26 protein-coding genes are annotated in these 26,400 nt (G+C 57.3%); 10 read left to right on the top strand and 16 right to left on the bottom strand.

Annotation, left to right across the window (positions count from 1 at the left end; genetic code table 11):
- Positions 1-51: 51 nt before the first annotated feature.
- From JT718_RS00435 to JT718_RS00420, 4 genes are all read right to left on the bottom strand, one after another.
- Complete coding sequence (locus JT718_RS00435; protein WP_205499700.1) at positions 52-1,260, bottom strand: pyridoxal phosphate-dependent aminotransferase; 1,209 nt, start codon at positions 1,258-1,260, stop codon at positions 52-54.
- A 159-nt stretch (positions 1,261-1,419) separates the two neighbouring features.
- Complete coding sequence (locus tag JT718_RS00430) at positions 1,420-3,369, bottom strand: glycosyltransferase family 2 protein (protein ID WP_205499699.1); 1,950 nt, start codon at positions 3,367-3,369, stop codon at positions 1,420-1,422.
- A 143-nt stretch (positions 3,370-3,512) separates the two neighbouring features.
- The gene (recR, locus tag JT718_RS00425) at positions 3,513-4,121 is read right to left on the bottom strand and encodes a recombination mediator RecR (protein ID WP_205499698.1); all 609 of its coding nucleotides are present in this window, start codon (positions 4,119-4,121) and stop codon (positions 3,513-3,515) included.
- Positions 4,122-4,137: 16 nt separating this feature from the next.
- The gene (locus tag JT718_RS00420) at positions 4,138-4,419 is read right to left on the bottom strand and encodes an ATP-dependent Clp protease adaptor ClpS (protein WP_205499697.1); all 282 of its coding nucleotides are present in this window, start codon (positions 4,417-4,419) and stop codon (positions 4,138-4,140) included.
- Between the two features lie 192 nt (positions 4,420-4,611).
- Between JT718_RS00420 and JT718_RS00415 the strand changes: the two genes are divergently transcribed.
- The 3 genes from JT718_RS00415 to JT718_RS00405 all read left to right on the top strand — a co-directional run bounded on the left by JT718_RS00415 (position 4,612) and on the right by JT718_RS00405 (position 9,334).
- Positions 4,612-6,771 (top strand): S9 family peptidase, encoded by a 2,160-nt coding sequence (locus JT718_RS00415; protein WP_205499696.1) that lies wholly within the window; start codon positions 4,612-4,614, stop codon positions 6,769-6,771.
- Between the two features lie 129 nt (positions 6,772-6,900).
- A complete protein-coding gene (locus JT718_RS00410) occupies positions 6,901-7,620 on the top strand; it encodes an SIMPL domain-containing protein (RefSeq protein WP_205499695.1) in 720 nt (239 codons plus the stop codon).
- 25 nt (positions 7,621-7,645) lie between these two features.
- Positions 7,646-9,334, top strand: a complete 1,689-nt coding sequence (locus JT718_RS00405) for a M28 family metallopeptidase (protein ID WP_205499694.1) — start codon at positions 7,646-7,648, stop codon at positions 9,332-9,334.
- 97 nt (positions 9,335-9,431) lie between these two features.
- Here the strand turns inward: JT718_RS00405 and JT718_RS00400 are convergent, their stop codons facing one another.
- Positions 9,432-11,210, bottom strand: a complete 1,779-nt coding sequence (locus JT718_RS00400; protein ID WP_205499693.1) for an aminopeptidase P family protein — start codon at positions 11,208-11,210, stop codon at positions 9,432-9,434.
- A gap of 254 nt (positions 11,211-11,464) precedes the next feature.
- Between JT718_RS00400 and JT718_RS00395 the strand changes: the two genes are divergently transcribed.
- Together JT718_RS00395 and JT718_RS00390 are read left to right on the top strand one after the other, a co-directional pair.
- Entirely contained in the window at positions 11,465-11,998 is a 534-nt protein-coding gene (locus JT718_RS00395; RefSeq protein ID WP_205499692.1) for a hypothetical protein, read from the top strand.
- Positions 11,999-12,165: 167 nt separating this feature from the next.
- Complete coding sequence (locus JT718_RS00390; RefSeq protein WP_205499691.1) at positions 12,166-12,855, top strand: ferritin-like domain-containing protein; 690 nt, start codon at positions 12,166-12,168, stop codon at positions 12,853-12,855.
- A 75-nt stretch (positions 12,856-12,930) separates the two neighbouring features.
- Here JT718_RS00390 and JT718_RS00385 read toward each other — a convergent pair whose 3' ends face one another.
- From JT718_RS00385 to JT718_RS00335, 11 genes are all read right to left on the bottom strand, one after another.
- The gene (locus tag JT718_RS00385; RefSeq protein ID WP_240336846.1) at positions 12,931-13,611 is read right to left on the bottom strand and encodes a porin family protein; all 681 of its coding nucleotides are present in this window, start codon (positions 13,609-13,611) and stop codon (positions 12,931-12,933) included.
- A gap of 235 nt (positions 13,612-13,846) precedes the next feature.
- Positions 13,847-14,326, bottom strand: a complete 480-nt coding sequence (locus JT718_RS00380) for an RlpA-like double-psi beta-barrel domain-containing protein (protein WP_205499690.1) — start codon at positions 14,324-14,326, stop codon at positions 13,847-13,849.
- A 257-nt stretch (positions 14,327-14,583) separates the two neighbouring features.
- Entirely contained in the window at positions 14,584-15,504 is a 921-nt protein-coding gene (locus tag JT718_RS00375) for a M20/M25/M40 family metallo-hydrolase (RefSeq protein WP_205499689.1), read from the bottom strand.
- Between the two features lie 247 nt (positions 15,505-15,751).
- Positions 15,752-16,669: a M48 family metalloprotease gene (locus tag JT718_RS00370; protein WP_205499688.1), complete on the bottom strand. Its 918-nt coding sequence runs from the start codon at positions 16,667-16,669 to the stop codon at positions 15,752-15,754.
- Positions 16,670-16,892: 223 nt separating this feature from the next.
- Entirely contained in the window at positions 16,893-17,174 is a 282-nt protein-coding gene (locus JT718_RS00365; protein ID WP_205499687.1) for a hypothetical protein, read from the bottom strand.
- 137 nt (positions 17,175-17,311) lie between these two features.
- On the bottom strand, positions 17,312-17,698 hold the full coding sequence (locus tag JT718_RS00360; RefSeq protein ID WP_205499686.1) for a CZB domain-containing protein: 387 nt from the start codon (positions 17,696-17,698) through the stop codon (positions 17,312-17,314).
- A 139-nt stretch (positions 17,699-17,837) separates the two neighbouring features.
- Positions 17,838-18,179, bottom strand: coding sequence for a cupin domain-containing protein (locus tag JT718_RS00355; protein ID WP_205499685.1), 342 nt, complete (start codon positions 18,177-18,179; stop codon positions 17,838-17,840).
- A 219-nt stretch (positions 18,180-18,398) separates the two neighbouring features.
- Complete coding sequence (locus JT718_RS00350) at positions 18,399-19,421, bottom strand: SDR family NAD(P)-dependent oxidoreductase (RefSeq protein WP_205499684.1); 1,023 nt, start codon at positions 19,419-19,421, stop codon at positions 18,399-18,401.
- Between the two features lie 5 nt (positions 19,422-19,426).
- Positions 19,427-20,998 (bottom strand): non-homologous end-joining DNA ligase, encoded by a 1,572-nt coding sequence (gene ligD, locus JT718_RS00345; protein WP_205499683.1) that lies wholly within the window; start codon positions 20,996-20,998, stop codon positions 19,427-19,429.
- 207 nt (positions 20,999-21,205) lie between these two features.
- A complete protein-coding gene (locus tag JT718_RS00340; RefSeq protein ID WP_205499682.1) occupies positions 21,206-21,751 on the bottom strand; it encodes a hypothetical protein in 546 nt (181 codons plus the stop codon).
- Between the two features lie 194 nt (positions 21,752-21,945).
- Complete coding sequence (locus JT718_RS00335; protein ID WP_205499681.1) at positions 21,946-22,482, bottom strand: NUDIX domain-containing protein; 537 nt, start codon at positions 22,480-22,482, stop codon at positions 21,946-21,948.
- A 159-nt stretch (positions 22,483-22,641) separates the two neighbouring features.
- Here JT718_RS00335 and JT718_RS00330 point away from each other — a divergent pair, with 159 nt between their 5' ends.
- The 5 genes from JT718_RS00330 to JT718_RS20630 all read left to right on the top strand — a co-directional run bounded on the left by JT718_RS00330 (position 22,642) and on the right by JT718_RS20630 (position 26,166).
- Complete coding sequence (locus JT718_RS00330; RefSeq protein ID WP_205499680.1) at positions 22,642-23,106, top strand: DUF2059 domain-containing protein; 465 nt, start codon at positions 22,642-22,644, stop codon at positions 23,104-23,106.
- 294 nt (positions 23,107-23,400) lie between these two features.
- Entirely contained in the window at positions 23,401-24,228 is an 828-nt protein-coding gene (locus JT718_RS00325; RefSeq protein ID WP_205499679.1) for a phosphatase PAP2 family protein, read from the top strand.
- Between the two features lie 40 nt (positions 24,229-24,268).
- The gene (locus tag JT718_RS00320) at positions 24,269-25,291 is read left to right on the top strand and encodes an AraC family transcriptional regulator (RefSeq protein ID WP_205499678.1); all 1,023 of its coding nucleotides are present in this window, start codon (positions 24,269-24,271) and stop codon (positions 25,289-25,291) included.
- 81 nt (positions 25,292-25,372) lie between these two features.
- A complete protein-coding gene (locus JT718_RS00315) occupies positions 25,373-25,996 on the top strand; it encodes a dienelactone hydrolase family protein (RefSeq protein ID WP_205499677.1) in 624 nt (207 codons plus the stop codon).
- Positions 25,993-26,166, top strand: a complete 174-nt coding sequence (locus JT718_RS20630; protein ID WP_205499676.1) for a dienelactone hydrolase family protein — start codon at positions 25,993-25,995, stop codon at positions 26,164-26,166. Before JT718_RS00315 ends, JT718_RS20630 begins: the two co-directional genes overlap by 4 nt.
- Positions 26,167-26,400: the final 234 nt, after the last annotated feature.

Genomic DNA, 26,400 nt, shown 5'->3' with positions numbered 1-26,400 from the left:
CATTTTATCCAATGCAAAGGTAAAGTTAGTAAGAATTTGCGAGACTCGTTTTTAGCTCAGTTTGGCCAAACTAGCCTTAATTCGCTCCAGCGCCTCAATCAATTTGGCGTCTGAGGCCGCAAAAGAGAACCGGATACACTCCGGCGCCCCGAAGGCTCCACCTTCCACCAGAGAAACGTGCGCATCATTGAGCAGGTACATGGCCAGGTCGTTGGCGTTCTGGATCACGGTGTCGCCGGTTGACTTGCCGAAGAATTCGCTCACATCCGGGAAGATGTAGAAAGCGCCCTGCGGCACGTAGGTTTTAATGCCCGGGATGTCCTTCATCAGGCCCAGCACCAGGTCACGGCGGCGCAGGTAAGACGCACTCATTTCCTCGGCAGAACCGCGGCCACCTTCCAGCGCGCCTTGGGCGGCTTTCTGGGCAATAGAGCAGGTACCGCTGGTGATCTGGCTCTGCATTTTGTCGCAGGCTTCGGCAATGTCTTTGTGGGCCGCAATGTAGCCTACGCGCCAGCCGGTCATGGCGTATCCTTTGGAGAAGCCGTTCACGGTGATCACGCGGTCTTTGATGGACTCAAAACGAGCCAGGCTGTAGTGCTCACCGGTGAAGTTGATGTACTCATAAATCTCATCGGCGATGACGTGGATTTGCGGGTGTTTTTCCAGAATAGCGGCAAAAGCAGCCAGTTCCTCCTTGGTGAACACAGAACCGGTTGGGTTACAAGGTGAAGAGTACATCACCAGTTTGGTGTTGGCTGTAATGGCGTCTTCCAGTTGCTGGGCCGTGATCTTGTAGTCGTTCTCCAGGGAACCGCGCACGGGCACTGGAATCCCCTCGGCCAGTTTCACCACTTCCTCGTAGCTCACCCAGTACGGAGAGATAATGATCACCTCATCGCCGGGGTTTACCAGGCACATCACGGCATTGGCGATGGACTGCTTGGCGCCGGTAGACACCACAATGTTCTCGGGGCCGTACTCCAGGCCGTTGTCGCGGCGCAGTTTCTCTACAATGGCTTTGCGCAGCTCGGGGTAGCCGGCCACCGGCGTATAAAAGGTATAGCCATCGTCAATGGCTTTCTTGGCAGCGTCTTTGATGTACTGCGGGGTCTGGAAATCAGGCTCCCCGAAACTCAAATTGATCACATCCACCCCTTTGGCGGCCAGCTCACGGGCCTTCTTCGCCATGGCGATGGTCTGAGACTCGGCCAGGGAGGTAATGCGGTCTGAAAGTGTTTTTTGTTGGCTAGTAATCATCTCTTAAAAAGACTAACGGTGTAACTCCAAAATTAGAAGCTTTTGCCGTTTTTATAGTGAAATCATCAAGATTTAATTAGTCTCTTATTCAAGCCCCGCGCCGGCCTGCCAAAAACTAAAGAAACAGGGCCCTGCTTCTCCCGCTGCCCCTGCGCTGCCTTACCGCAAGACGGGCATCTCAGCATGGGGCACCCGGACGGGTTGCGCCGGCCTGCCCAGTTTGGCAAGGTTCCGGGCCAGGATGGTGAGATCATCATAGGGCGTGTAGTCCTTGGCGTAGACCACCTCTATCTGACGGGCAGCCATAGGGCTGATTCGCTGACTGTTCACTTTGTCTACCGGCGAAAGGATGGCGGGCTTGGCGTCTGGGGTGGCGGTGGCTTTGAGGCCCACCCACTGGTACAGCCCCACCAGGTTGCCCAGGCAGTTCTTGAGGAACTGTTTCTTTCCCCTGATGCGCCAGATCAGGACCGGCGCAGCCAGGAGCAGGAGCGCGCTCACCAGCGAGTTCAAGACCACTTTGTTGCGCTGGTGGTATGGGTTGAGCAGGTTTACCTCAATGTGCAGGGCATAGTAGTCGCCGGGGGCGTTCTTTGACGAGCTCCCGATGATGTAGGCACTGTTCTCGGGCAGGATCTTGAACTCCACGGCCCGGTTGTGGATTTGCACCATCCACTCAATGATCTGCGAAACGGCCAGGTCTTTGCCGCAGAAGATGAGCTCATTGATCTTGTAGATCTGGATCACTTCCTGAATCTGGCGCAGGTCGGCAGGGGTGTGCTGCGGCTCCAGGCGGGCTACCGGTTCCTGGGCCCCGGCCTGCCGCAGGAGCAGCGCGGCGCGTTTTACCTCCTTGCTGCTGCCCACCACCGCAATGCGCTTGGCTTTCTGCTCGCCAAACCGCCAGTGGCCGTACTGCCTAAAGTGCCAGAGCAGGCGCCAGGCGGTCATGCCCACCAGGCCCACCAACACCGCCACCAGCAGGTGCTTTTTGTTGATGGTGCCCACAATGCCTACCACGCTGGAGAAGGCCATGAGCAGGATGCTGCCCCACAGCATGCCCCGCAACAGCCAGTACAGGCGGGTGGGCCGGTCATAGGCCCCGCTGAAGTAGGCCGCTCCCAGCCACACCCCAAAGTAGGCCGCCCACATGGGCGAAAACTCCAAAGAAAACGGGTTGGGCACCACCTTCTCCCCCACCAGCACGCCCAGGGCCAGGCACAAGCCGTCTAGCATAATGGGGAACGCGTGCTGCACCGCCCGGGCCAGAATGGCAATGCCCGCCCGCAGGTAAATGGCCAGCTGAATCAGGAAAGAGTAGAGCCAGGCCTGCCGGCCGCTAAAGTGCTTGCGGGCGAAGACCATCATGGCGCGGTAAAACATGAACACGTAGTTCACGCTGGTCTTGCGGGTGCTTTCGCCTTTGTAGTGGATGATGCGGGTCTGGGGGAAGTAGTAGACCTCGTAGCCGCCTTCCTTGATGCGGTAAGAAAGGTCAATGTCTTCGCCGTACATGAAGAAATTCTCGTCCAGGAGCCCTACTTTCTCCAGCGCCTCGGCGCGCATGAACATGAAGGCGCCCGCCAGAATATCTACCTGGTGAATCTTCTCAGAAGACAAATGCCCCAGGTGGTAGCGGTTGAACAGCGAGGAGGTAGGAAACAGGGCAGACAACCCGAACACCTTGCAGAAGGCCACCCAGGGCGTAGGCAAGCCGCGCTTGGACTCCGGCAGGAACTGCCCGGCGCCGTCCATCATCTTTACCCCCAGGGCACCGGCCTTAGGATGCGCCTCCATAAACCCGAAACACGCCACAAAGGTATCTTCCTCCACCACCGTGTCTGGGTTGAGCAGCAAGACGTATTTGCCCTGCGCCTGCCGGATGGCCTGGTTGTTGGCCTTGGAGAAGCCCAGGTTGTCTTTGTTGGCCAGCAGGATGACCTCGGGGAAGCGCCGCCGCACCATCTCCACCGACCCGTCTACCGAGTTGTTGTCTACCACAAACACCTCTACCTGCAGCCCCTGCGCGGCTTTCCTGACCGACAGCAGACACTGCTCCAGGAAATAGCTGACGTTGTAATTGACAATGATGACGGAGAGGTCTTTCAAGCAGGATAAGGTTGGGTACTACAGATGCGGGGGCGTTTTGGGGTCTAATTTGTAAAAAGAACTACAAACATAAAAAAAGCAGGAACTTTTGCTCCTGCTTTGGGTCTATTTCTGGGGTGTTTTCTGTAAAATAAGCCAAAAACTCAGCCCTGGCTGTAGGCGGTGCGGTCCAGGATGCTGCGGCCCAGGGTAATCTCATCGGTGTATTCCAGTTCGCCGCCCACGGGTACGCCCCGCGCAATGCTGGAGATACGGGCCGGGAAATCCTTCAATTTCCTGGTGAGGTAGAACGCCGTGGTGTCGCCTTCCATGGTAGGGCTCAGTGCCAGGATGATCTCCTTGACCTCAGCCGTTGGCAAACGCTCCAGTAGGGACTGGATGTGCAGGTCTGAAGGGCCGATGCCTTCCAGCGGGGAGATCACGCCGCCCAATACGTGGTACAGCCCTTTGTACTGCGCCGTGTTCTCAATGGCGATCACATCGCGCATGTCGCTCACCACGCAGAGCAGAGAACGGTCCCGCAGCGGATTGGCACAGATGCCGCACACCTCGGTGTCTGAGATGTTGTGGCAGGTTTTACAATACCTGATGCCGGTACGCATGCGCACCAGCGACTCAGAAAGTTGTTTGGTATCTTCGGTCTCGGCTTTGAGCAAGTGTAATACCAACCGCAGGGCCGTTTTCTTGCCTACGCCAGGTAACTTGGCCAATTCCTCTACCGCGTTTTCAATCAGTTTGGAAGGAAAATTCATCCTTTAGTTCAGGGGTTTAAACGATATCCGCTGAGATACCCCGGTCGTGGATGGCGGTGCACATGGTCAGCAGCTCGGTGAACGTACCCAGCTTCACGGTGCATTTTCCTTTGTAGTGGATTAGCATGGTACACTGCTCAGCCTGCTCCTGTGTGTGGCGGCAGACCTGCACCAGGGTATTGATCACGTGCTCAAACGTATTTACGTCGTCGTTGTACACCACCAGCTCCCGCATGTCAGTGGTCTCCTCCAACAACAGCACGTCTTCCTGCTCCAGAATTTCGGTTAGAATGTCCATAACGCAAAATTAAGCAATTAACATGAGTATAGGAAGCTCCTCTGCTCCGGTCTCAGCAAAAGTAAAACAGCTAAAAAACGCCTCTTGTTCCTGAAAAATGGGTAGTTTAGCCTAATTTTTGATTGTACTACCGGCCTTTGAATTTGGTTTACTTTTCCGTTTTGAGGCCTGAATTTTTCATTATACCCTGATATGACGCATAAACAACCGCTTGCCGGGCTCCTGCTGCTCTGGCTCCTGTTTCTGGCTTCTTTTTCGGTAACGGCGCAGCAAAAGACGCTCACCGTGGAAGACGCTTTCCAAAACCCTGCGCTCACGCCGGCCAACCTGCGCCAGCTCACCTGGGTGCCCGGCACCAACGAGTACAGTTACGTAAGTGACCGCTACGACCAGCTTCTGCGCGGAGGCCTCAAAGGCAATCCTCAGGTCATCTTAACCGCCACCGACCTGAGCGCAGCCCTGGAGAAAGCCGGAGCCAGCAAAGTCTCCACCGTGAACGGTTTGCAGTGGCTCAACGGCCAGGAAGTCCTCCTGAACCAGAAAGGCACCGTGTACCGCTACAACGTGCGGAACAAAACCGGCCAAGCCTTTTACAAACTGGATGCCGCCGCCGAGAATGTAGATTTTGCGCCCAACAAGCAACGCGCCGCCTATACCAAAGCGCAGAACCTGTTCATCTCCCAGCCTGGCAAAGAGAACGTGCCCATCACGCAGGAAACCAACCCCGAGATTGTGAACGGACAGGCGGCCCACCGCTCTGAGTTCGGGATCAGGAAGGGTACGTTCTGGAGCCCCAGCGGCAACAGCCTGGCCTTTTACCGCATGGACCAGACCATGGTCACCGATTACCCGCTGGTGAGCATTGACCAGATGCCCGCCAAACTCAACAACATCAAGTACCCCATGGCGGGCGCCAAAAGCCACCACGTAACCGTGGGTGTGTACAACGTGGCCTCCGGCAAAACCGTCTTCCTGAAAACCGGCGAGCCCGCCGAGCAGTACCTCACTAACCTGACCTGGAGCCCCGACGAGAAACACATCTACCTGGCCGTGGTGAACCGCGCCCAGAACCACATGTGGCTGAACCAGTACGATGCCGCTACCGGAGCCTTCGTGAAAACCCTGTTTGAGGAGCAGAACGAGAAATGGGTTGAGCCAGAGCACCCGCTGTACTTTGTGCCGGGCAGAACTGACCAATTCGTGTGGATTAGTGAGCGCGACGGCTTCAACCACCTGTACCTCTACAACACAAACGGCCAGCTCATTAGGCAACTGACCAAAGGCGAGTGGGTGGTGACGGATTTAGTGGGTTTTGACAAAAACGGCCGCGAAACGTACTACACCTCCACCGCCGAAAGCCCGCTGGAGCGCCATCTGTATGCCGTAGAACTCAGTACCGGCCGTACCGGTAGACTCACCCAGGGAAGCGGCGTGCACAACATCAGCTTCGGGCCCACCAGCCAGTACTTCATTGATAACTACAGCAGCCCGGTAACCCCGCGCACCATCCGTATCCTGGACACCGATGCCGGGAAAGTGGCCAAAACCTTGCTGGTGGCCCAAAATCCGCTGCAGGACTACAAACTAGGCGAGACCACCATTTTCCCCATCAAGGCCGAGGACGGTACCGATCTTTTCTGCCGCATGATCACTCCGCCCAACTTCGATGAGAAGAAGAAATACCCGGTGGTGGTGTACGTGTACGGCGGTCCGCACGCCCAAATGATCACCAACAGCTGGCTGGGTGGCTCTAACCTCTGGATGCAAATGATGGCCCAGAAAGGCTACATTGTCTTCACCTTGGACAACCGCGGCTCCGCCGATAGAGGCCGGGCGTTTGAGCAGGCCATCTTCCGGCAGGTAGGCACCCCTGAGGTGAGCGACCAACTGAAAGGCGTAGAATACCTCAAGGGCCTGCCTTACGTAGATGCGTCCCGCCTGGGTGTGCACGGCTGGAGCTACGGCGGCTTCATGACCACTTCTTTAATGCTGAAACACCCAGACGTGTTCAAAGTAGGCATCGCCGGTGGTCCCGTGATTGACTGGCGCCTCTACGAGATCATGTACACCGAGCGCTACATGGACACGCCCCAGGAAAACCCCGAGGGTTTCCAGAAAGCCAACCTGCTCAACTACGTAAAAAACCTGAAAGGCAAACTGCTCATGATCCACGGCACCGTTGACGATGTGGTGTTGTGGCAACACAGCCAGGCTTTCCTCAAGAAAGCCGTAGATGAAGGCGTGCTGCTGGATTATTTCGTGTACCCGGGCCACCCGCATAACGTGATGGGCAAAGACCGCGTGCACCTGTACAAGAAGGTGACGCAGTACTTTGATGAGCATTTAAAGTAAGAACTCCATTTCTGGACTGTTTTTCAGAAAACAGGTCTGAAACAGGAAACAAAAAGGGAGCCTTGGTAAAGGCTCCCTTTTTGTTTCTACTCTGTCACTTATCTTTGGTCAAACTTAGATACCCCACTCATGAAGAGACTTCTTTCGGCCCTTCTCGTGCTTGTTTCCAGTCTGGTGTCAGCCCAGACCATTTCCCCTGACAACAGGATCGTAGTCATGGGACAGGCTACCATTGATGCACCTGCTGACCAAGTCAGTTTCAACATCTACCTGATCTCCACAGACACCTTAAGCCTTGATAAAATGTACTCCAAACACAAGGCCATGGAAACTAAAATCGTCACAATCCTGAGAGACTTGCATATTCCAGCTAATAAGATTTCTTACTCACTGCTGTCAGTGGGCAAGCGGCCTTCCTATGCTAAGGATGACGAAGAACCTGTCTGGTATTTTGAAGGGCGTCAGGAGATTTCGTTCACCATTGATTCGCTTCAAACCTACCCGGCTATACGAGATAGATTGATCAGAGAAGGCGTGATCACCTTCGGCAGCGCATTTACCTCTTCCAAAGAAGGTGAAATGAAAAAAGAAGTACTGGCCAAAGCCGTGAAAACAGCCACTGACAAGGCGGAGGTTTTGGCAATATCAGGGAACAGAAAAATAAAACGCATCGTCAGAATTGCTGACACCGATGACACCGACCCCATGTTTAACAATTATTCAAATGATGATATGTACGCAGCCGCTGGGGAAAATGCGATAGGTGGATCCAATGAGGGCACCTTGATAGAAATCCCCCAGAGCATCTCTGTCACTGCTACGGTAAAAGTTACTTTCCAACTTAAATAGACACGATCTCACCAAATCATCCCTTATGCTTAAACGACTTCATTTCTGGGCTATTCCGCTTAGTATAGGCTTCTTATCCGCTTGCCAGTCCACCAGTCCCCAGACCACTTCGGCCGTAGCCACCCCAGAGGCGACGGCTGCCCCGGAAGTGCGGGTGACGGAAGACAGCTACCGCACCTATGTGACTGCGCTGGCGTCTGATGCTATGGAGGGCCGCAAACCGTTCTCCAACGGCGAGAAGAAAACACTCGCTTACCTGGAGCAGGAAGCCAAGGCATTGGGGCTGGAACCGGGCAACGGCAACAGCTACCTGCAAGAAGTGCCCATGGTGGAAATCACCTCCTCCCCTGCCCCTACCATGACCGTGAAAGGCAAAAAATCCATGACCCTGAAAGGCTTGGAAGATTACGTGATCTGGGCCAGACGCCCCGAGGAGAACGTGTCCATCAAAGACAGCGAGCTGGTGTTTGCCGGGTTCGGGATTGTGGCGCCGGAGTACAACTGGAACGACTACGCCGGACTCAACGTGAAAGACAAAGTAGTGGTGGTGCTGGTGAGCGACCCGGGGTTCTACTCTTCAGACACCACCTTTTTCAAAGGCCGCACCATGACGTATTATGGCCGCTGGACCTACAAACTGGAGGAAGCGGCTCGCCAGGGAGCCAAGGGTTGCCTCATTGTGCACGCCACCGAACCGGCCGGCTACGGCTTCCAGGTAGTGCAGAACAACTGGAACACGTCTAAGTTCTACCTGGCACCCAAGGGCCAGGACGCGTACCGCTGCGCCATGGAAGGCTGGATCACCACGCCCGTGGCCGAGAAACTCTTCGCCGCGGCCGGCAAGAATTTCCAATCTGAACTGCAACGCGCCGCCAAGCCCGGATTCAAGGGCAGTTCGCTGGGCCAGACGGTGAGCACTTCCCTGAAAGCCCGGGTAAAGCATGATACTTCCTATAACTTCATCGCCAAGATCAGCGGCGGCAACCAGGTCCAGGAAGCCATCGTGTACTCAGCGCACTGGGACCACCTGGGCATCGGCAAGAAAAACCAGCAGAACGACAGCATTTACAACGGCGCCGCCGACAACGCCAGCGGTACCGCCGGTTTGCTGGCCGTAGCCAAGGCGTTCAAGGCGCAGGGACAGCAGCCCGACCGGACCGTGGTGTTCCTGGCGGTCACCGCCGAGGAGCAAGGTCTGCTAGGCTCGCAATTCTACGCCGAGAACCCCACGGTCCCCAAAGAGAAAACCGTGGCCAACCTCAACATGGACATGCTCACTCCCCTGGGCCTCACCAAAGACATCGTGCTCATTGGCCGGGGCCAGTCTGAGCTGGAAGAAATGCTGGCCCAGGAGGCCCGCAAAGAAGGCCGCTACGTGGCCCCCGAACCCAACCCCGAGGCCGGCCTGTACTACCGCTCAGACCACTTCAACTTCGCCAAGACCGGCATTCCGGCGCTGTTCACCGGCATGGGCATTGACCACGTGCAACTGGGCAAGGCCGAGGGCAAAAAGCTGCTGGACCATTTCACCGCCAACATCTACCACAAACCCAACGATGAGGTGAACGCCGCCTTCAAGCTAGACGGCGCCGTGGCCGACCTGCAGTTGCTCTACCAGCTGGGCCGGCGCCTGGCCTTCTCCAAGGAGTGGCCCCAGTGGAAAGCCGGCTCTGAGTTCAAGGCCATTCGGGATAAGTACATGCCCAAGCAGTAGCGCTGGGTTTTAGGCCGGTTTTGGCTAAAACAGACCCAAAACAAAAGAGCGGCACCTATCAGATGCCGCTCTTTTGTTTTTAAGAGAAACCCAATCGCTAAATAGCCTTTGCTTTTTCCTGGAGCCAGACCTGTTCATCGGGTGCCAGGTGGGGGGCCAGTTTCTCCACTACCTGTTGGTTATACTGGTTCAGCCATTGGATGTGGTGCGGCTCCAGCAGGGCTTTGTTCACCGGGGCCGTGTCAATCAGGAACTGGGTGAGCGTTTCAAAGGTGTAGAACTCCCCGAACTCATTTGTTTCATCTGGTACGGTGAGCACCAGGTTCTCAATCCGGATGCCGTAGCGGCCGGGGCGGTAAATGCCGGGCTCCACCGAGGTGATCATGCCCAATTCAATGTCCACGGGCAAAGGCGTAGGATTGAAGGTGTGCGGCCCCTCGTGCACGTTCAGGAAGAAGCCTACGCCGTGGCCGGTGCCGTGGCCGTAGTTGCGCGCGTGGTCCCATAATGGCTTGCGGGTGATGGCGTCTATCTGGTAACCGCGGGTACCTTTAGGAAAGCGGGCGGTGGAACCGTCAATCATGCCTTTCAACACCAGGGTGTAATCGGTTTTCTCCTCCTCGGTGAGGTGGCCCAGGGAGATGACGCGGGTGATATCGGTGGTACCGGTCTGGTACTGTCCGCCCGAGTCCAGCAGGAACAGCCCCTCGGGTTTCAGTACCGCGTCGCTTTCCGGGGTGGCTTTGTAGTGCGGCAGGGCGCCGTGCGCGCGGTAGCCCGCAATAGTATCGAAACTCTCGCCCACGAAGCCTTCCTGCTCCGCCCTAAACTCCCGCAGCTTCTCGGCGGCAGAGATTTCGGTGATGTCTGTTTTCGTGATGTTTTCCTCTAACCACTTGAAAAACCGGGTAAGGGCCACGCCGTCTTTCACCATGGTGGTGCGGGTATGGGCGGCCTCTACCCCATTCTTCACGGCTTTTAAAACGGTGGTGGGGTTGGTTTCCTGCACCACGTTCATTTGAACCGGCACTTGCTCAAACAGGGCCTGACAGGTGCGTTTCGGGTCCAGGTAAATAGAAGCGTCTGCGGGCAACTGGCTCAGGGCCTGCCCCACTGCATCGTAGGGTTGCAGCGTAACTCCGGCCTTTTCCAGCCGGGCTTTGTCTGCGGGGTTCAGTTTGGCTTCGTCCATGAACAACACGGCCTGGTCTTGGCTAATCAGGGCGAAGCCCAGCACCACGGGGTTGCATTTCACATCGCTGCCGCGCACGTTGAACAGCCAGGCCAGGTCATCCAAGGAGGAGATCAGGTGAAACTGGGTTCCGGCTTGCCGAAGGGCGACCCGCACTTCCTGCAGTTTTTCTTCCATTGATTTGCCGGTGATCTGCTCGTCCAGCAAGAACGCGGGGGCGGTGGGCAGGGCCGGGCGGTCTTGCCAAACGGCCTCCAGGTAGTCGCGGTCGCTGGCTAGTTGGATGCCGCGGCGCTTCAATTGCTGCTCCAGCAACCGGGCCAGAGTCAAGGACATCAGCCTTCCGTCAAAGGCCACGGTTTCGCCGCCTGTTAATCGTTCGACCAGCCACTGAATGTACTCTGGCGCGTGCTGCACCTTCAGTTTCACCAGCTCAAAGCCCGATCCGGCCAACTGTTCCTGGGCCTGCTCAAAGTAACGGGCATCGGTCCAGAGGCCGGCAAAATCCTGGGTAATCACCAGCGTGCCCGCCGAGCCGGTAAAGCCCGAGGCGAAGGCAATGCATTTGTAACGGTCTGGCACGTACTCGCTCAAGTGCGGGTCTGCCGAGGGAATGATGTAGGCGCTCACGCCCTGCGCCTGCATCTGCTGCCGGATGCCAGCTAATCTATTGGTATGGCTCATGGAGTAATTTTCAATTTTTGGGCCCAAATTACGATTTTAAGAACGTACGGCCCAACCCCCAAAGGCACCGCGTTCCCTTTCGGCTGCCCGCCATGGCTCTTGCAGTCACAAAAGCGATAATCCTTTGAGAAGATTTCGGCCGCCCGTGCTCTTTGTGGCGCAATTGCTAACAAAGCCGTACTTTTGCTAAAGAATTGAGCCTCATGTACTCTCAATGGCTCAGTTCCATGTTATTAATTCCTAATTCACCAAGCATGCCCGTACCCTCCGCTGACTTTAAGCAGGCGTTGAAGCAACTAAGCGAGAAAGAGAAAGAAGCCCTGATTCTGCGGCTGGTGCGCAAAGACGCCGAAGCGTACGACACCCTGGCCTTTGAACTGCTGGACGAGGTTACCCTGGAAACCTTGTTTGAGCGCAGCACCCAGATCATCCATGATATTCTGTTCACCGCCAACGGCCGAAGCCTGAGCAAGGCCCTGAACCGGGCCCTCAAGAAAAGCACGCAGGAAATTGCCCGCTACTACCGCATCACCAAAGACCGTAAAGGCGAGGTGGAACTGCACCTGTACCTGCTGGGGCTGGTCTTTGAGAATTTCACCGGTCAGTTTGATAGCATTTACAAGGGTTTCTACGTGGCCACGGCCCGGCTGGTGCTGCGCACCATATCGCTCATTCAGAAGTACCTGCATGAAGACTACCACCTGGAGTACCAGGACCAGCTCAACCAGTTCCTCACCGACCTGAACGGCCGCAGCAAGCGCCGGCAGTTGCCGTTCAACCTGCCCTAACAGTTTGAGGTGGCCTAGCGGCTTGGCGGGTTTTGGGCCTGTTTTCTCCAAAACGGCGCCAAATGGCTCATAGTCCCTTTTGTTTCTCAGGAAGACCGCTAGGTATTTTTCCTAAACCTGTTTGGGTGGTTCACGTTCATAAAAACTGATAACCCATAACCGAACATATGTCAACGAACGAGAAACAAAAAGTCGTGCAGGTTCTACAGGAACTGAACGAATTTGTGCATGATGGCCTGGAAGGCTACGAGCGCGCCGCCAAGGAAAGTACAGACACCGCTCGCCAGGATGCTTATCGCCGGTTTGCCCAGCAACGCCTGGCGTTCGCCAATGAACTGAACCAGATCATCCAGCAACACGGCGGCATCCCAGAGTTTGGGACCACCGGCAAAGGAAAACTATACCGGCAATGGATGGACCTGAAAGCCACCCTCACCGGCGGCAACGAGGAAGCCATCCTGGGCTCCAACATTTACGGCGAGGAGTGGGCGCAGAAAGCCTACCGCGATGCCCTGGACCATGAACTGCCCGCCGAGGTGCGCGGCGTGATCCTGCGCCAGCGCGAAGCCTCCACCGATGTGTTAACTTACCTGCACCAGCTGCGCGAAGCAGCCGGCTATGCGCCAGCCCCCGGTGGGTTGCCAGCCGCCATTGCCTCGCCCGCCGCGAACAGGCCCCTCAAAACCGCCCTGTACATTGCGGCAGGGGCGGCCGGCGCGGCACTCCTCTACGCGCTTATCACCAAGCGCATCCCCACAGACCGGCTTATGTCCAGCGTGTCCAACCTCACCAAGGGCCGACTGGGCGCCGATGGCCAGTCTTCCGGGAAGCGGAGCCCTAAGGCCGCCAACCAATAGCAAAAAAAAACGGCGGACAATGTCCGCCGTTTTTCCACTCATCCTATAACACATTCACTATACAACTACTACTCTTTAGAATCTGAACCCAACCGATGCTTTGAACCCGTGGTTGTATGATTTGTAATCGGCGTTGTCGTCTATGGTGGTGAAGCCCATGTCATAGCTTCCGCTGATGTTCAGTCCGTTCTGGAACTGGTAACCGGCACCCGCCGCAGCGCCCACGTCTACCTTGCGCTGGCTGTTCTGCCACTCAAAATCATCGTTGTAAGCAGAGAACCCAAAGGCCCCGGCGTTCACGTTCACTTTATTGGACACCAGGAAAGACACCTGCGGACCGGCAAACAAGTTGAAGCCCTCGCCCACGTACACCTTGGCCAGCAGCGGCACGTCAATGTATTCGGCTTTGTTGGTGAGGGTCACCTTGGCGTTGGTGTAGGTGCCTACGTCACCGGGCACGCGGCCTTCCAGCACCATCCCTTTCTGCGAGTACTGCACCCCGGGCTCAAACTCAAACCCGTTGCCCATGGGGATGCTCAGGTACGCCCCGGCATGAAAGCCCTGGCGCATTTTGGTGGTCACGTTGCCGTTGGTGTACTCCAGCAGGTCGCCAAAACTTTTCACCGTTTCGCCCTGCCAGCCCATGACGCTGTACCCGCCTTTGATGCCTATCCGGACACCGTCGCCTGTCTGGGCGAAACCTTCGCTGAGGAGCCCTCCCATGAGAACCGCCATCATAAGTAGTATCTTCTTCATAATGCTTGTACTTTCTCTTTCGCCGCCCTTGGGTGGGCTGTGCTTGGCTAAATGGAAAAACCGTGCCAAAATTTACAGGAGGAGGTACAGCGGTTTGTAAAAAGCACAACACCAGGCAATTACTTCATTGACTATCAAGCACTTAAAATCAAGCTATCTGCTTCTCAAACAAAAAAAGGCCCCTCCTTTTTACAGGAGCGGCCTTTTGCTGAGGAAGGTATGCTTTAATAATCTTTTACAGCTTAGTAAGCTTTACGTCTTCCCAGTAGCCCATGATCTCGTCATTAGGGCCTACCAGAATGTCTACCCGGTTTTTAATGCGGCGGTGCATGGCATCCCGTACCACGTACACCCCGTCTAACTGCGGGGAAATGCCTTCTACCTTCACCGAGTCGCCGTACGCAATCTGGCCGCCCCAGCGGGAAAGCAGATTTCTGGACAAGGCCAGCCAGCGGTGACCGCGGGGATTGTGTTCATTGATGCGGGAGCCATCGGCGGTGACCAGCGGGTCCTCGTCGGTCTGTTCTTCCACCGGGAAGTACACCGAGGCGTCTACCGCAATAGATTCGGGCTCTGGTTGGGGCATTGCCTTCGCCACCATAGGCCGGTGCTCCAGCACGGGCATTGCCGGGGCCGGCGTGGTGGATCCTGTGATTTCTTTCAGGAACGGGAGAATGATTAAGAGTAAAAGTCCATACGTTTGATTCTTGACCATGCTTTCGTTGTTGGTGAAACATCGGTTTAGAGGCTAGGTCTTAAACGGTTTATATTTTAAAGGGTTTTACTACTTAGAATAGTACAACTAGGCTAACAAACGTATTTTTGGCTTCTACAATCCTGAGAACAGCCGCTGGTTAACATAACACCCCTCTTAGGGGTAAAAACAGAAAATCGGTTTTAGGCCCATTTTCATGAAATGAGCCTAAAACCGATTTGCGTAAAAAAGGCCGGAATTATCTGTCCCTCTCCGCCTTACAGGGGCAGTTGCTGGTCCAGCACTTCCACGGCCCTCTGAATGGTCTCCACCGCTTTCAGGTAGAAGGCTTGGTGGATGTTGCGGAACTCATCGGTCTCCTGGTGGTAATGCGGATGGTCCTCTACCCCGAAGTAAATGAACGGGATCTGGGCCCGGTGAAAGCTTCCGTGGTCAGACTGCAGGGTCCAGTCATTGGGACCTTGCTCGGGCCGGTCGTGCCCTAAGCGCAGGTGCAAGCCCTGGGGCACCTTTACCTGCTCCAGCAGCGGCTTCAGGGCCGGATGGTGGTAGGTGCCGGCGGCGTACAGCTCGTTCTTCTCAGAAATGCTCACCATGTCCAGGTTCACGTTGAGGAGCACCCGTTCCTTGGCGAAGGGCAGGTTGGCCACAAAGGCATTGGATCCCTGCAAGCCCTGCTCCTCGGCGTCAAACGCCACAAAAACCAGGGTGTGCTGCGGTTTCTGCTTCTGGAACTGGGTGGCCAGGGCCAGGATGGCGCCAATGCCCGAGGCGTCGTCATCGGCCCCGTTGTAGACTTTCCCGTTCCGGATGCCCACGTGGTCATAGTGCGCCGACACCACAATCACCTTCTCAGACTTGCCCGGAATCATGCCCACCAGGTTCACCCCTGGCTGGCTGATGGAGCTGTTGCGGGGCGTAAAGGTAAAAGCATGCTGGTACTGCGTACCCACCGGCTTCAGGCCGATGCTCTGGAAACGCTGCAAAAGATATTGTTGGGCCTTGCCGTGGCCCGGCGTGTTGGGCAGGCGCCCCTCCAGTGAGTCGGCGGCCAGGATTTCAACGTCTTTGAGGATCTGGCTGGGCTCATACACCTGCTGGGCGCAGGAGGTTAGGCTGAGGGAGCAGATACAGAGGGCCCCGGCCAAAAAGCGGGGCAGGAAGAAGGACTGGTTCATACCCAAAAGGTACGGCAAAAAATGGAATCTTGCACCAGTTGGCCTGGCAGGCGCGGTTTTTCGGCGGTTTTCATAAAAACAGGTCAAAAACGGTAGCGCCTGGTGGTGATTGGTCAACCATCCCGCTGAAGCGGTGCTTGCCGGCTGTTTTTAGGCAGTTTTCCGCAAAACCGGGCTGAACCCGCCATAAAAAAACCGCCACCCTCTGGCTGGAAGGTGGCGGTGTATGCAAGTAGGGCCTCAACGGTTAGGTGGTGGTTAACACCCCTACCCGTCTGCCGTCTTCGTTCAATAATAACCCGTCGGTGCTTACGAAGAGGTAGTCAAAGTAACGGCTCTCCAGCACGTAAGGGAATCTGCTGTTGTTGGTTTTCTGCAGCTTGCCAATTACTTCCAGCCCGCTGGCGGTTTCGCGCACCAGGTTGAACGCGGTGGTCACGTAGATGCGCTCCTGCGGGGCGCTGGCCAGTTTCACCTGGCGCATGATCTGCTGGGACCCCATGCGGGCCGACGTGCGTCTGGTGGGGGTGGTCACGGTCTGCTGCTGGGCCACGGCACCTCTGTCTACGGCAACCCTGCGGTTGGGCGTACCGGCTTTGGCGCTGGCCAGGATCTGGCTCTCGGCGTTGCGCCAGCCTTTGCTGATGGCGGCCAGGCGCGAACTCCGGCCCGGGTGGGTGTAAGAGTCCTCTTCTTCGGCCAGGGCCCCAATGGCGGCCTGGGCCTCGCTCAGGCTGGCGCCCATCTTGCGCAGCACAAACCCAGAGAACTCATCGGCCTCCAACTCATCGCGGTGGTTGCTGCCGGTTTTTGAGAGCGTGTGCCCGTTCAGGTGGTGCCCAATCTCGTGCGCCAGGATGCTTACCCCGGCCCAGTCGGTTTTAAGCGCGTTGTTCAGCCGGCTCACAAATTGCTCATTGTAGAGAATGTAGCGCTGGCCGTTCAGGATCACGGCGGCGGCGTTGGGCACGTTGGCGGCCCGCACCTCAAACCGGGGCTTCAGGCCCACCACGTCAATGATCTCGGTGATAATGTCCCGGGCTCCTACCGCAGGCGCTGCATAGGCTGTCGCCGCCGCTCCCCTGGTCTCAGCCACCGCCGGTGTGCCCACCGACGCCCCGGTTAAAAGCAACCCGGCCAGTACTGATAAAAGAACCTTTTTCATATGCTTTTTCATATAGTTTTAGAACAGAAGAACACGCCGTATGATTCAACGAAAACACTGCCAAATCATTGCGTACATCTCTTATCAGCAAGTTTTCTGCCAATTTTTACGAGAACGGCCCCAAAACAAAGGTGCGGCAGGCTGCACCAAAAATATTTTTTTAGTTCCCGGGAAAGCACAAAAAAGCCCCTGGCAGATGGAGCAAGGGGCTTTTTATAGAAGGCTAATAATTGTTTTCCTGGTTGGCATCGCCGTCATTAGGGTCACGCTCGTCAATGGTGGCCCCGCCCGAGGCGCGCTCCGTGCCGCTGAAGTTCTCGTCTTGCTTGGTGCTGTCATACCCGGTCATGGACCGCTTGTACGTGTCATTGCTGCTGCCACTGTCACGCTGACGTTCTGACTGGCGGCCCTGGTTCTGGTTGGTGGCCGAGCTGGTCTCTGATCCTGCCTGGTCTGACTTCTGCACGTTGTCTGCGTTGTCGGTTGGTTCTATTTTATCTGACATACGGTTTTGCTTTGGTAACACATTTTACCCATTACTGCATGGGCCCTTTGTTTGTACTGCAACCGGGGCAAAAAGTTCTTTCTGGGCACCCGAAGGGTTGCGGAATCCGCCGCTTCCCGTCCGTGGTGGCCAACTCTCTAGCCCACCGCCTTGCGCTCAATCACGGTGAGCAGGTGCAGGAGTTTCTCGGCGGTGGCGTCTACCTGCTGCAGGCCCTGCAGGGCTTGCTCCTGGTTGCCTTTCTGGTACTCCGCCCACAGGCGGCGCGCAATCACGTGCATGTCATGGTGCACCCGCTCCAGTTCCTTCACCTCGGGCAGGTGCCCGATGCGGGGCAGGGCTACCTGGTAAATCCATTTGCCCAGGGAACAGTCGGTGGGAGAAATAACGGGCTCGGTGTCAATGCTGGCCCCGTACAACATGGCGCGCAGCTTTGATTTGAACAGAACATGCTTGATGCGGGCCTGCTCAAAGTCAAGCCTGCTGATGCTCTCAAAGAAATCCTGCTGTTCGTTCCTGCTCATCTTTCTATCTGGCATTGATGCTGCACCAACCAACGGGACCGGAGCCGGCCCGCGGAGGCTCCTATGGGTACCCTCGTTGGCAACCGGGGCGGCGGCGCACCTGCGTAAACTGGCCAGCCGCCGGCCCAGCGGCTCCTGCTTAGCCCTCGTCCCTGCCTTTTACCTGCGCCGGTGGCGAAGTGGCCTCCACGGCGGTGAATGCCTCCAGGATCTTGTAGGTATGCGAGGCCCCCTTGGGTACCACGTACGAGTTGCCCGGTTCCAGCAAAACCATCTGGCCTTCCACGTGCAGTTCGGCCCGGCCCGCGATCACGTAGCCCACGGTCTCGTACTCACGCCTTACCTCGGGTTTGGAGTCGCCGGGTTGTTCGTTTTCCCAGAGGCGCATGGCAACGGTTTTGCCCGAGGCCAGGTACTTTTCGTCGTCTTCTCCCTTGGGGGAAAACGCCCCGTCAATTTTGGTCACTGTGGTGTCGCTCATAGGTGTACAGGTTAGTGAATGAGAATAGTTGTACGAAGGTTTGGCGGTTTTGTCAGGAGGTAACCGCTAGAACCTCAGCGTTTTCTTCCAGAGGCGCAACAGAAGCAAAAGCCCCCAGACGCAGGGACAGCCTGTTTCAGGGCCGATTCTAGGATTTTAGCCCTGAAACAGCCTCCTGGAAAAAGTCAGCCTAAGCAGCTGGCAAAGGCAGCGCCTGGGCTACAGTTCATTGTTCTCTCGGGCCGCTTTCTGGTTGGGCGCATTCAGTACCGACTGGGTAAGCTCCGTCTCGCTCTCATAGCCGCGCACCGCTTTCTTGCCTACCCCACCCGGGCCGGGCAGGAAGTAGTTCACCATCCCGAACAAATCGGTGACCAGGCCAGGGAACAGGCCGTGCACCGCGTTGATGAGCTTGCCGTTCAGGCCCAGGGTGGCCTCGGCCCGGCCGTAGCGGCAGGCGTCCATGATTTTACGGGCAGCAGTATCAGCGGCCAGCGAGATCATGGGGTTGGCATCCAGCAGGGCGAAGGCGGTGTATTCCTTCTGGTTCTGCCCTTTCACAAAAGCGTTGCGGGCGCTGCCCGTGCGCATGAGCGAGGGGTTGATGGTGGTGACGTAAATGCCGTCTTTGAGCAGCTCTGCCCTGAATCCTTCTGACAGGCCCACCAGCGCGAACTTGCTGCCGCTGTAGGGCACCAGGTGGGGCACGCTCACCTTCCCGCCAATGGAGGCAATGTTGACAATGCGCCCCTCGCCGCGCCGCTTCATCTCGGGGAGTACCTCCAGCATGGTGTAGAGCGAACCCCAGTAGTGGATGTCCATGGCGGCTTTGAAGTCATGGACGGTCATCTCCTCCAGGGGACCGGCGGCAATAATGCCGGCGTTGTTGATGAGCACCTCCACCGGCCCCAGCTGCTGGCTGATGTCAGAGATCATGGCTTTCACCTGGGCCTGGTCGCTCACGTCACAGTTGAAGGCGCGCACCGTGGCTCCGCCGGCCTGCAGTTCCTCGCGGGCGGCGTCCAGTTGGTGCTGGGTGCGCGAGCAGATGGCAATGCGGGCACCCTGCTCCGCGAACATGCGCGCCAAGACCAGGCCCAGCCCCCGGCTGCCCCCGGTGATCAACACGGTGCGGTCTTTAAAGGAGAATTCATGCTTCTTGCGCGAGAAATAGGTAAGCGCGAGCAGGGCTCCCGCGCCGGCCCCGGCAAGCAGCAGGTTGTTTTTGGTTCGGTTTTCCATAAGTCTTAGGTTTTGAGTTTTTTCAGGTACGCGGCCACGTCAAGGCCTTCGCCCAGCACCGGTTGAAAGAGGTCGCCCCGCTTTTTCACCCGCGCAGGCACGTTGTGTATGGTAAACTGCGAAGGGTGCAATCCGGTTTTTACTTCTTTCCAGTCCAGGGGCGTGGAAACGGGAGCGCCCGGCCGGGGCCGCACGCTGTACGGTGCCGCAATGGTCTGGGCGGTGGCGTTCTGCAGGTAGTCCAGGTAGATCTGGTGCCGGCGCTCCTTGGGGCTGCGCTCCAGGCTGGTAAGTTTGGGCAGTTGCTGGTGCACCCGCTGGGCCAGCAGGTGGGCCAGTTCCTTCACCGGCTCAAACGGCCAGCGGGCCCCTAAAGGCACGTACAGGTGCATGCCCGTGGCCCCCGAGGTCTTGGCGTACACCGGAATCTCCAGCTCGTCCAGCATTTGTTTGGCCACCAGGGCGGTCTCCACTACCTCGTCGTAGGTGTTCTCACCGGGGTCCAAGTCCAGCACCAGGTAATCGGGCTGGTCCAGGTGTGACCGACGGGCGTTCCAGGGGTTCAGCTGAATGCAGCCCAGGTTGTTGAGGTAGGCCAGGGTGGCGTTGTTCTGGCAGACCAGGTACGCCACGTCCTTGCCCGTTGACGCTGCCGTGATGGTGATGGTCTCTACCCAATCAGGCGCCTGCTCCCCCGCGTCTTTCTGGAAGAAGCCCGGTTTGGTAGTGCCATTGGGGTGCCGGAGCAACGACTGGGGCCGGTCTTGCAGGTAAGGCAACAGCACGGGGGCCATGGCCTGATAGTAGAGCACCAGGTCTTTTTTGGTGATGCCTTCCTCCGGCCAATACAGCTTATCTGGGTTACTGATGGGTACCTGGTGCCCGTCCAGCTCCAGGGTGAATTCACTGGTTTCTGGTTTCTGTTTTAGGGCTGTTTTTGAAGATTTGGTCGCTTTTTGGGTGGGGGCGCTTGCCACGTCGGCCTTGGTAGGGGCAGCTTTCTTTGCCGGCGCTTTTCTGGGGGCCGCTGCCGTTGTCCCCGGCACGTAGTCCTCGGCATTGTAGTCCTCCTCGGTGGCGAACTGGTCCTGCTTTTTCAGGAGCAGCCAGGCGTCTTGCTGCCGGCCTTTCATTTTCACCAGGGAGAATTCGCCCTGCAGTTTTTCGCCCTCCAGCCTGAAGTGCAGGTTACCTTGGGCCAGTTCCTGTAATAGCTGCTTTTCACCGGCAGCGCGGGCGGTGGTGCCCACGGCGTGCAAGGTACCTTGGTCCCAGATGGCTACGTGGCCGGCGCCGTAATTCCCTTCGGGGATGTCGCCCTCAAAGGTACGGTAACTAAAGGGATGGTCTTCCACCGCCACGGCCAGGCGTTTGTGGGCGGGGTTTAGGGAGGGACCTTTGGGAACGGCCCAGCTTTTGAGCACGCCGCCCAGCTCCAGCCGGAAATCATAGTGCAGTTTGGAGGCCTGGTGCCGGTGCACCACAAACCGGAGCGCTCCCTTGCCCTTGGTTTCCTTCCATTCGGGTTCGGGGGTCTGGTCAAAGTGTCGTTTCTGGTTGTATTCTTCTAGGCTCATGGCACGGGGTTCCTGGGTGACAGCCGCCCCACTATAGCCGGGTTTTGGGTGGGCTACGGGTGGGGCAACTCAGCCTTTCTACGGATAAATTGCGGAGGGCGCTGTGTTTAAGCCGGTGGGTTTTAGGCCGGTTTTTGGCAGAACAGCCCAAAAACAGCAAGGCCTGTCTCCTCCTGAGAAGAGACAGGCCTTGCCGGGCTGCGCAGGTTAGTAGTTCTTAGAACCTCTGCCCGCTACGTTGGGGTCATTGTTATCGTCTTTTCCGCCTTTGTTGGGGGAGTACTTCTGGTCATCGGGGTCGCCGCCGTGGCCGGCATGCCCGCTGCTGCGGCCGCCGCCGGTACCGTCGTTGCCGTTGTGGTTGCCTTTGAAGCCGCTGTGGCTGTCGCCCAGGCCGCCCGCGTGGGTGCCGTGTCCCGTATCTTTGTCACTTTCTGCATCGTGCTTGGATTGCATCTTGCCCTCGTTGGGGTGTTTGCCCAGCTGCATGTCTTTCTCGCCATACCCGCCGCCGCGGCGGCCCTGCACGTCGCCGCCGCCGTTGATGTCCACGTGGGGCGTGCCGTAGTCCTGCTTGCCGTTGTCATCTACAAAGTTGCCGTCGGCGTCATAGTTGGCGGTGTTGCCGCCCTCTGCCTTGGTGCCGTAGTTGTGGTCTGCGAATACGCCCTCTCCACGGTTTCCGTCCTGGCTGTTATTGCTGCCAGACCCGCTCATCTGGGGCGTTCCTTGGTCTTTATTTTGCTCTTCCATCGTATCGTCAGGTTTAAGGTAATACAACAAACTTGAGTACCTGTTTACGGGAGCCGGCCCGGAGAGTTAAGGTTCTGCGCCACTTTAGGCTGCCCGCTGGCTATCCTGCCCCAGGCGGTTGGTTTCTCCTATGGCTTGGCCTAGACCGGCGGGCGCTCTCCCCGCTGGCGGAGGCGCGGGCCCTCTTCTCCCAACTATTTTCCGGTCAGGTTAGGCAGTACGTGGGTTTTGGCCCACTCTATGGCCAGAATGGTTTTTCCGTCAATGAAGGTGTGCTTCACCAGTTCATCGGCGGTCAGTTCCAGGGTGTGGATGGCTTCGTTCTCGTCTTCCTTGCCGCCGCCCTCGCCCACCTTGTGGCTTACTTCGGCATAGAACAGGTAGATCTTTTCTGAGAAGGCGCCCGGCGAAGGATAGAACGCATGGATGGGCTGCAGGTGATCTACGGCGTAGCCTATCTCTTCCTCAATTTCGCGTTTAATGGCCGTTTCGGGCTTTTCGTCTTTGCTGTCCAGCATGCCGGCCACCGTTTCCACCAGGTCCTGCTCCACGGCTGGCCTGAACTGCTTGACAAAGATGAATTTCTGCTTTTGGGTGTCATACACCAGGGCGGCGGCGGCCTGGCCGGTCTGGAACACCTCGCGGGTAAACTCTTTGCCCTGGTCTTCTACGGTGAATACTTGCAGGCGGTAAAAGCCCTGGTAGGCGGTTTCTTTCTTGGTTATCTTCATGGGTATGCGGTTAGGGTATGGGGGCCCGGGGGCTTGCTTCTTCCCCTCCTACGGATGCCGTTGGCCCCGGTTAAGGCACCCCTGGGGCAAAATAAATAAACCCCGGTGGTGGTTATTCTGCCCGCAAATACGTATTTAGGAGCAAATATTCTTTTTCCAATGAAAAAATTCTTATCCGTGTGGGTGGTCCTGCTGTTGGTTGCAGTAGGCAGTGCTACGGCACAGACTCAGCCCCAAAGCAGCCACTACAAAGCGGCCGAAACCCTGCTCCTGACCATGGGCAGCCCCAAAACCATTGACGACAACCTGCAGCAGATGCTGACCATGCAAATGGAGCAGGTACCTGCCATGAAAGCCGCCGAGGTGGAAGTGCGCTCTTTCTTCTCTAAGTACATGAACTGGGATGCCGTTAAGGAAGATCTGATCAAGCTCTACATGGATGAATTCACCGAGAAGGAGCTGAAAGACATGAATACCTTTTACCAAACCCCAACCGGTAAAAAGCTGGCCGCCAAGCAGACCACCATTACCATGAAGAGCGCCCAGATTGGGCAGTCAAAGGTAGAGCCGCACATGATGGAACTGCAGCAAGCCATTCAGAAAAAGATGCAGGGCGATAACTAAGCCTTTGCACTAGTTACCGGTGACCCGGACTTTATAAAAGCCTTTGCCCCCGTGGCAAGGGCTTTTTGCGTTTCAGGATGATCCAAAACGCCTCAGCGCCCCTTCCGCCTCTTCTTTTTTCATTCCACCGTAGCCAATATCCTGATAGACAATTCGTTCGAGTGGTATACTGCCGGTTCTAGGGGGGAGTCCTCTGTGCTTCACAGGAGTTGAGCTCCATTTAAAAATAAGAATAGTAACATCACCTCCCCGGTACACCTTACCCTTTATACCCTTTTTCACTTTTAAGCGTTTATGCGTTCACTCCTGCTGGTTCTAGCGCTGCTGTTCGTGCTGAGAACAACCGGGTCGGCGGCCATGCTTCCGCCAGATACGGTTAGGTCCTTTTCTGACACCACCTTTTCCCCACCTAAACCAGAACTCTCCTGGGCCAAGAAACACCGGCGGCTCTTGCTGCGGTCTTCTTCGGCCCTGGTGGCCACGGGCCTGTTCATTGCTTCTTACCAGCAATTTGACCGGTCCATCCACAAACTGACGCAGGCCAACCGAACCGCCCTTTCCAACGGCACGGCCCGCCTGGTGGAGCCCATGGGCACCGCCGTTCCGCTGCACGCCACCTTTGCCACCATGTTCACCATTGGGGCTCTGGCCAAGCGCCCCAAGATGCGGGAGGCGGCCCTGGTGGGCCTGGGCAGCCTTTACGCCAACTCCCTCCTCACCGACCAGCTCAAGAAAGCGTTTCAGCGGCACCGGCCCAGCACCACCAATGACAACCAACTGTTTGAGGGCGCCGATGGCGACGGCAAGAACACGTCTTTTCCGTCTTCGCACACCTCCAACGCCTTCGCGGCCGCTACCGCCATCGCCTCGGTGTACCGAGACAGCCGCTGGGTGCCGCAGGTGGCCTACGGGGTGGCTACCCTGGTGGGCCTGTCCCGCATCCATGACAACAAGCACTGGGCATCTGATGTGCTGGCGGGCGCGGCAGTGGGCTACCTCACCGGCAAGGCCACCTTTTGGGGCTACCACCAGCTGAAGGGGAAGCTCACCAAACCCAGGTGGCTGGTGACTCCCAGCTGGCAGCGGGGGCAAACGGGCCTCAGCGCCTCGCTCCGGTTCTAAGCCGCTGGCAGAATAAGCGGCAATTGGCTACCTTTAAGCCATGCCTACCCTACCCCGCCAAGAACCCACTATCTCGGTGCAGCTCCTGAACATGACGCTGCAAATCACCCAGGAAGAGGGCCTGGACAATGCCGCCCTGTGCCAGGCAGCCAACCTGGACCCCACCGTGCTGGCCGACTGGGAAGCCCGCGTCCCGTTCAGTGCCCAGAACCGGCTCTGGCGGGCCATTCTGGACCAGACGGGCAATGAGCAGTTCGGGTTGCTGGCCGGCGAACGGTTTCAGCCGCAGGCGGCCAGCACGGTGGCCTACGTCATGATGCACGCGCCCACCCTGGGCAAGGCCATGGAGAAATGCGGCCAGTACCAGGCGCTGCTCTGTGATGCCACCCGGTTGCGCTATCACCCCACCAAAGCCACCTTTACCCTGGAGTTCCTGGTACCCTGGGCGCCCGAGACCCGCTACACCATTGACAAAATGGTAGCCCTGTTCACCGTGGTCATGCGCCAGATGACGTGCCAGCAGGTAGCCCCGCTGCAGATAGGCTTTACCTTTCCGGCCCCGGCAGACCTTCGCGGCTACCACCGCCTGCTGCCCCAGACCGAGTTCCTCTTCGACTGCCCCACCAATTACCTCAAGTTCAGGCCGCAGGACCTGGCGCTGCCCGTGCGCGGGGCCAATCTGGAGCTGTACCGCATCTTTGAGCAGCACGCGCAGACTTTACTGGCCAGGCACCAGCAAACGCACTCCATTACCTACCTAGTGGGGGCCGAACTCATGAAACTGCTGCCCGCCCAGGCTCCTGCGGTGGAGGTGGTGGCCCAGAACCTGCACCTGAGCGTGCGGTCCCTGCAGCTGAAACTTCAGCAGGAAAACACCACTTTTCAGGCCATCTTGAACGAGACCCGCAAGGACCTGGCGCAGCTCTACCTCAGAGAACGCCACCTCTCCAAGGCAGATATCGCGTATTTGCTGGGTTTTTCAGAAATCAGCGTATTTTCAAGAACGTTCAGGAAATGGACCGGGGTTTCGCCCAGCCAGTACCAGGCTCAGTTGCAGGGCTAACCTGTCTTGGCCGGCTCTCTGGCTTGTGAACAGCGTCCCCCTTCGCCATTTGATTTGCCACCTAACTTTACGTGCTTCTATATGAAAAAACTTTTGCTCGCTCTCGTCCTACTGCTTTCTGCCGCGGCGCACCTTTCGGCCCAGGGGCAGAACATCAAAACCCAACTGGTGGAGTACCGCGAGGGCAACACCACCCTGGAGGGCTACCTGGCCTATGACGCCTCCAGGAAAGGGAAACTACCGGCCGTGCTGGTGGTGCACGAGTGGAAAGGCATCAGTGATTACACCAGACAGCGGTGCGACCAGCTGGCCCGAATGGGGTACGTGGCCTTTGCGGCCGATATCTACGGCAAGGGCGTAAGGCCCACAACCCCTCAGGCGATGGGGGCCGAGTCGGGCAAGTACAAGAACAACATTCCGTTGCTGCGCCAGCGGGTGAACGCCGGCCTTGCCCAATTAAAGAAGCAGCCCAACGTTGATGCCGCCCGGGTAGCCGCCATTGGCTATTGCTTTGGCGGCACCACCGTTCTGGAGCTGGCCCGCAGCGGGGCCCAGGTGGCCGGGGTGGTCAGTTTCCACGGGGGCCTGGGCACTCCCAATCCCGCCGATGCGGCCAACATCAAGGCAAAAGTCCTGGTGGCGCATGGTGCCATTGACCCCTTCGTGCCCCAGGCCGAGCTGGACGGCTTTTTTTTAAAGAGATGAACGAGGCCAAGGTAGACTACCAGTTTATCGCCTACAGCGGTGCCGTGCACGCGTTTACCAATCCGCAGGCGGGCTCAGACCCCAGCAAAGGCGCTGCCTACCAAGCCGCCGCCGACCGCCGCTCCTGGGAAGCCATGAAGCTGTTTTTCGCCGAGATTTTCAAAAAGTAGCCCTAAAACAACCTTAGCACCACGCCGCTGCAAGCCTAGTCCTGTAGCGGCGTTTTGCTTGGGACGGTAAACGAGGCGCATTCCCGTTTACAGAGGAAACCCACTGCCAGCCCACCGCTACCGCCTGCCTGTTTTTGGCCTGTTTTCCGGATTTTGCCCCCGTTGTTGGCGTTTGCCGCCGTTAAGTTGTTGGTGTTGCCTCCATTGTTGGAGTTCTCACCAACAACCTGAACT

Source organism: Rufibacter psychrotolerans (assembly GCF_016924645.1).
Classification (GTDB): domain Bacteria; phylum Bacteroidota; class Bacteroidia; order Cytophagales; family Hymenobacteraceae; genus Nibribacter; species Nibribacter psychrotolerans.
The sequence above is the reverse complement of the archived record's forward strand: the minus strand, read 5'-3'. Positions and strand labels throughout refer to the sequence as shown.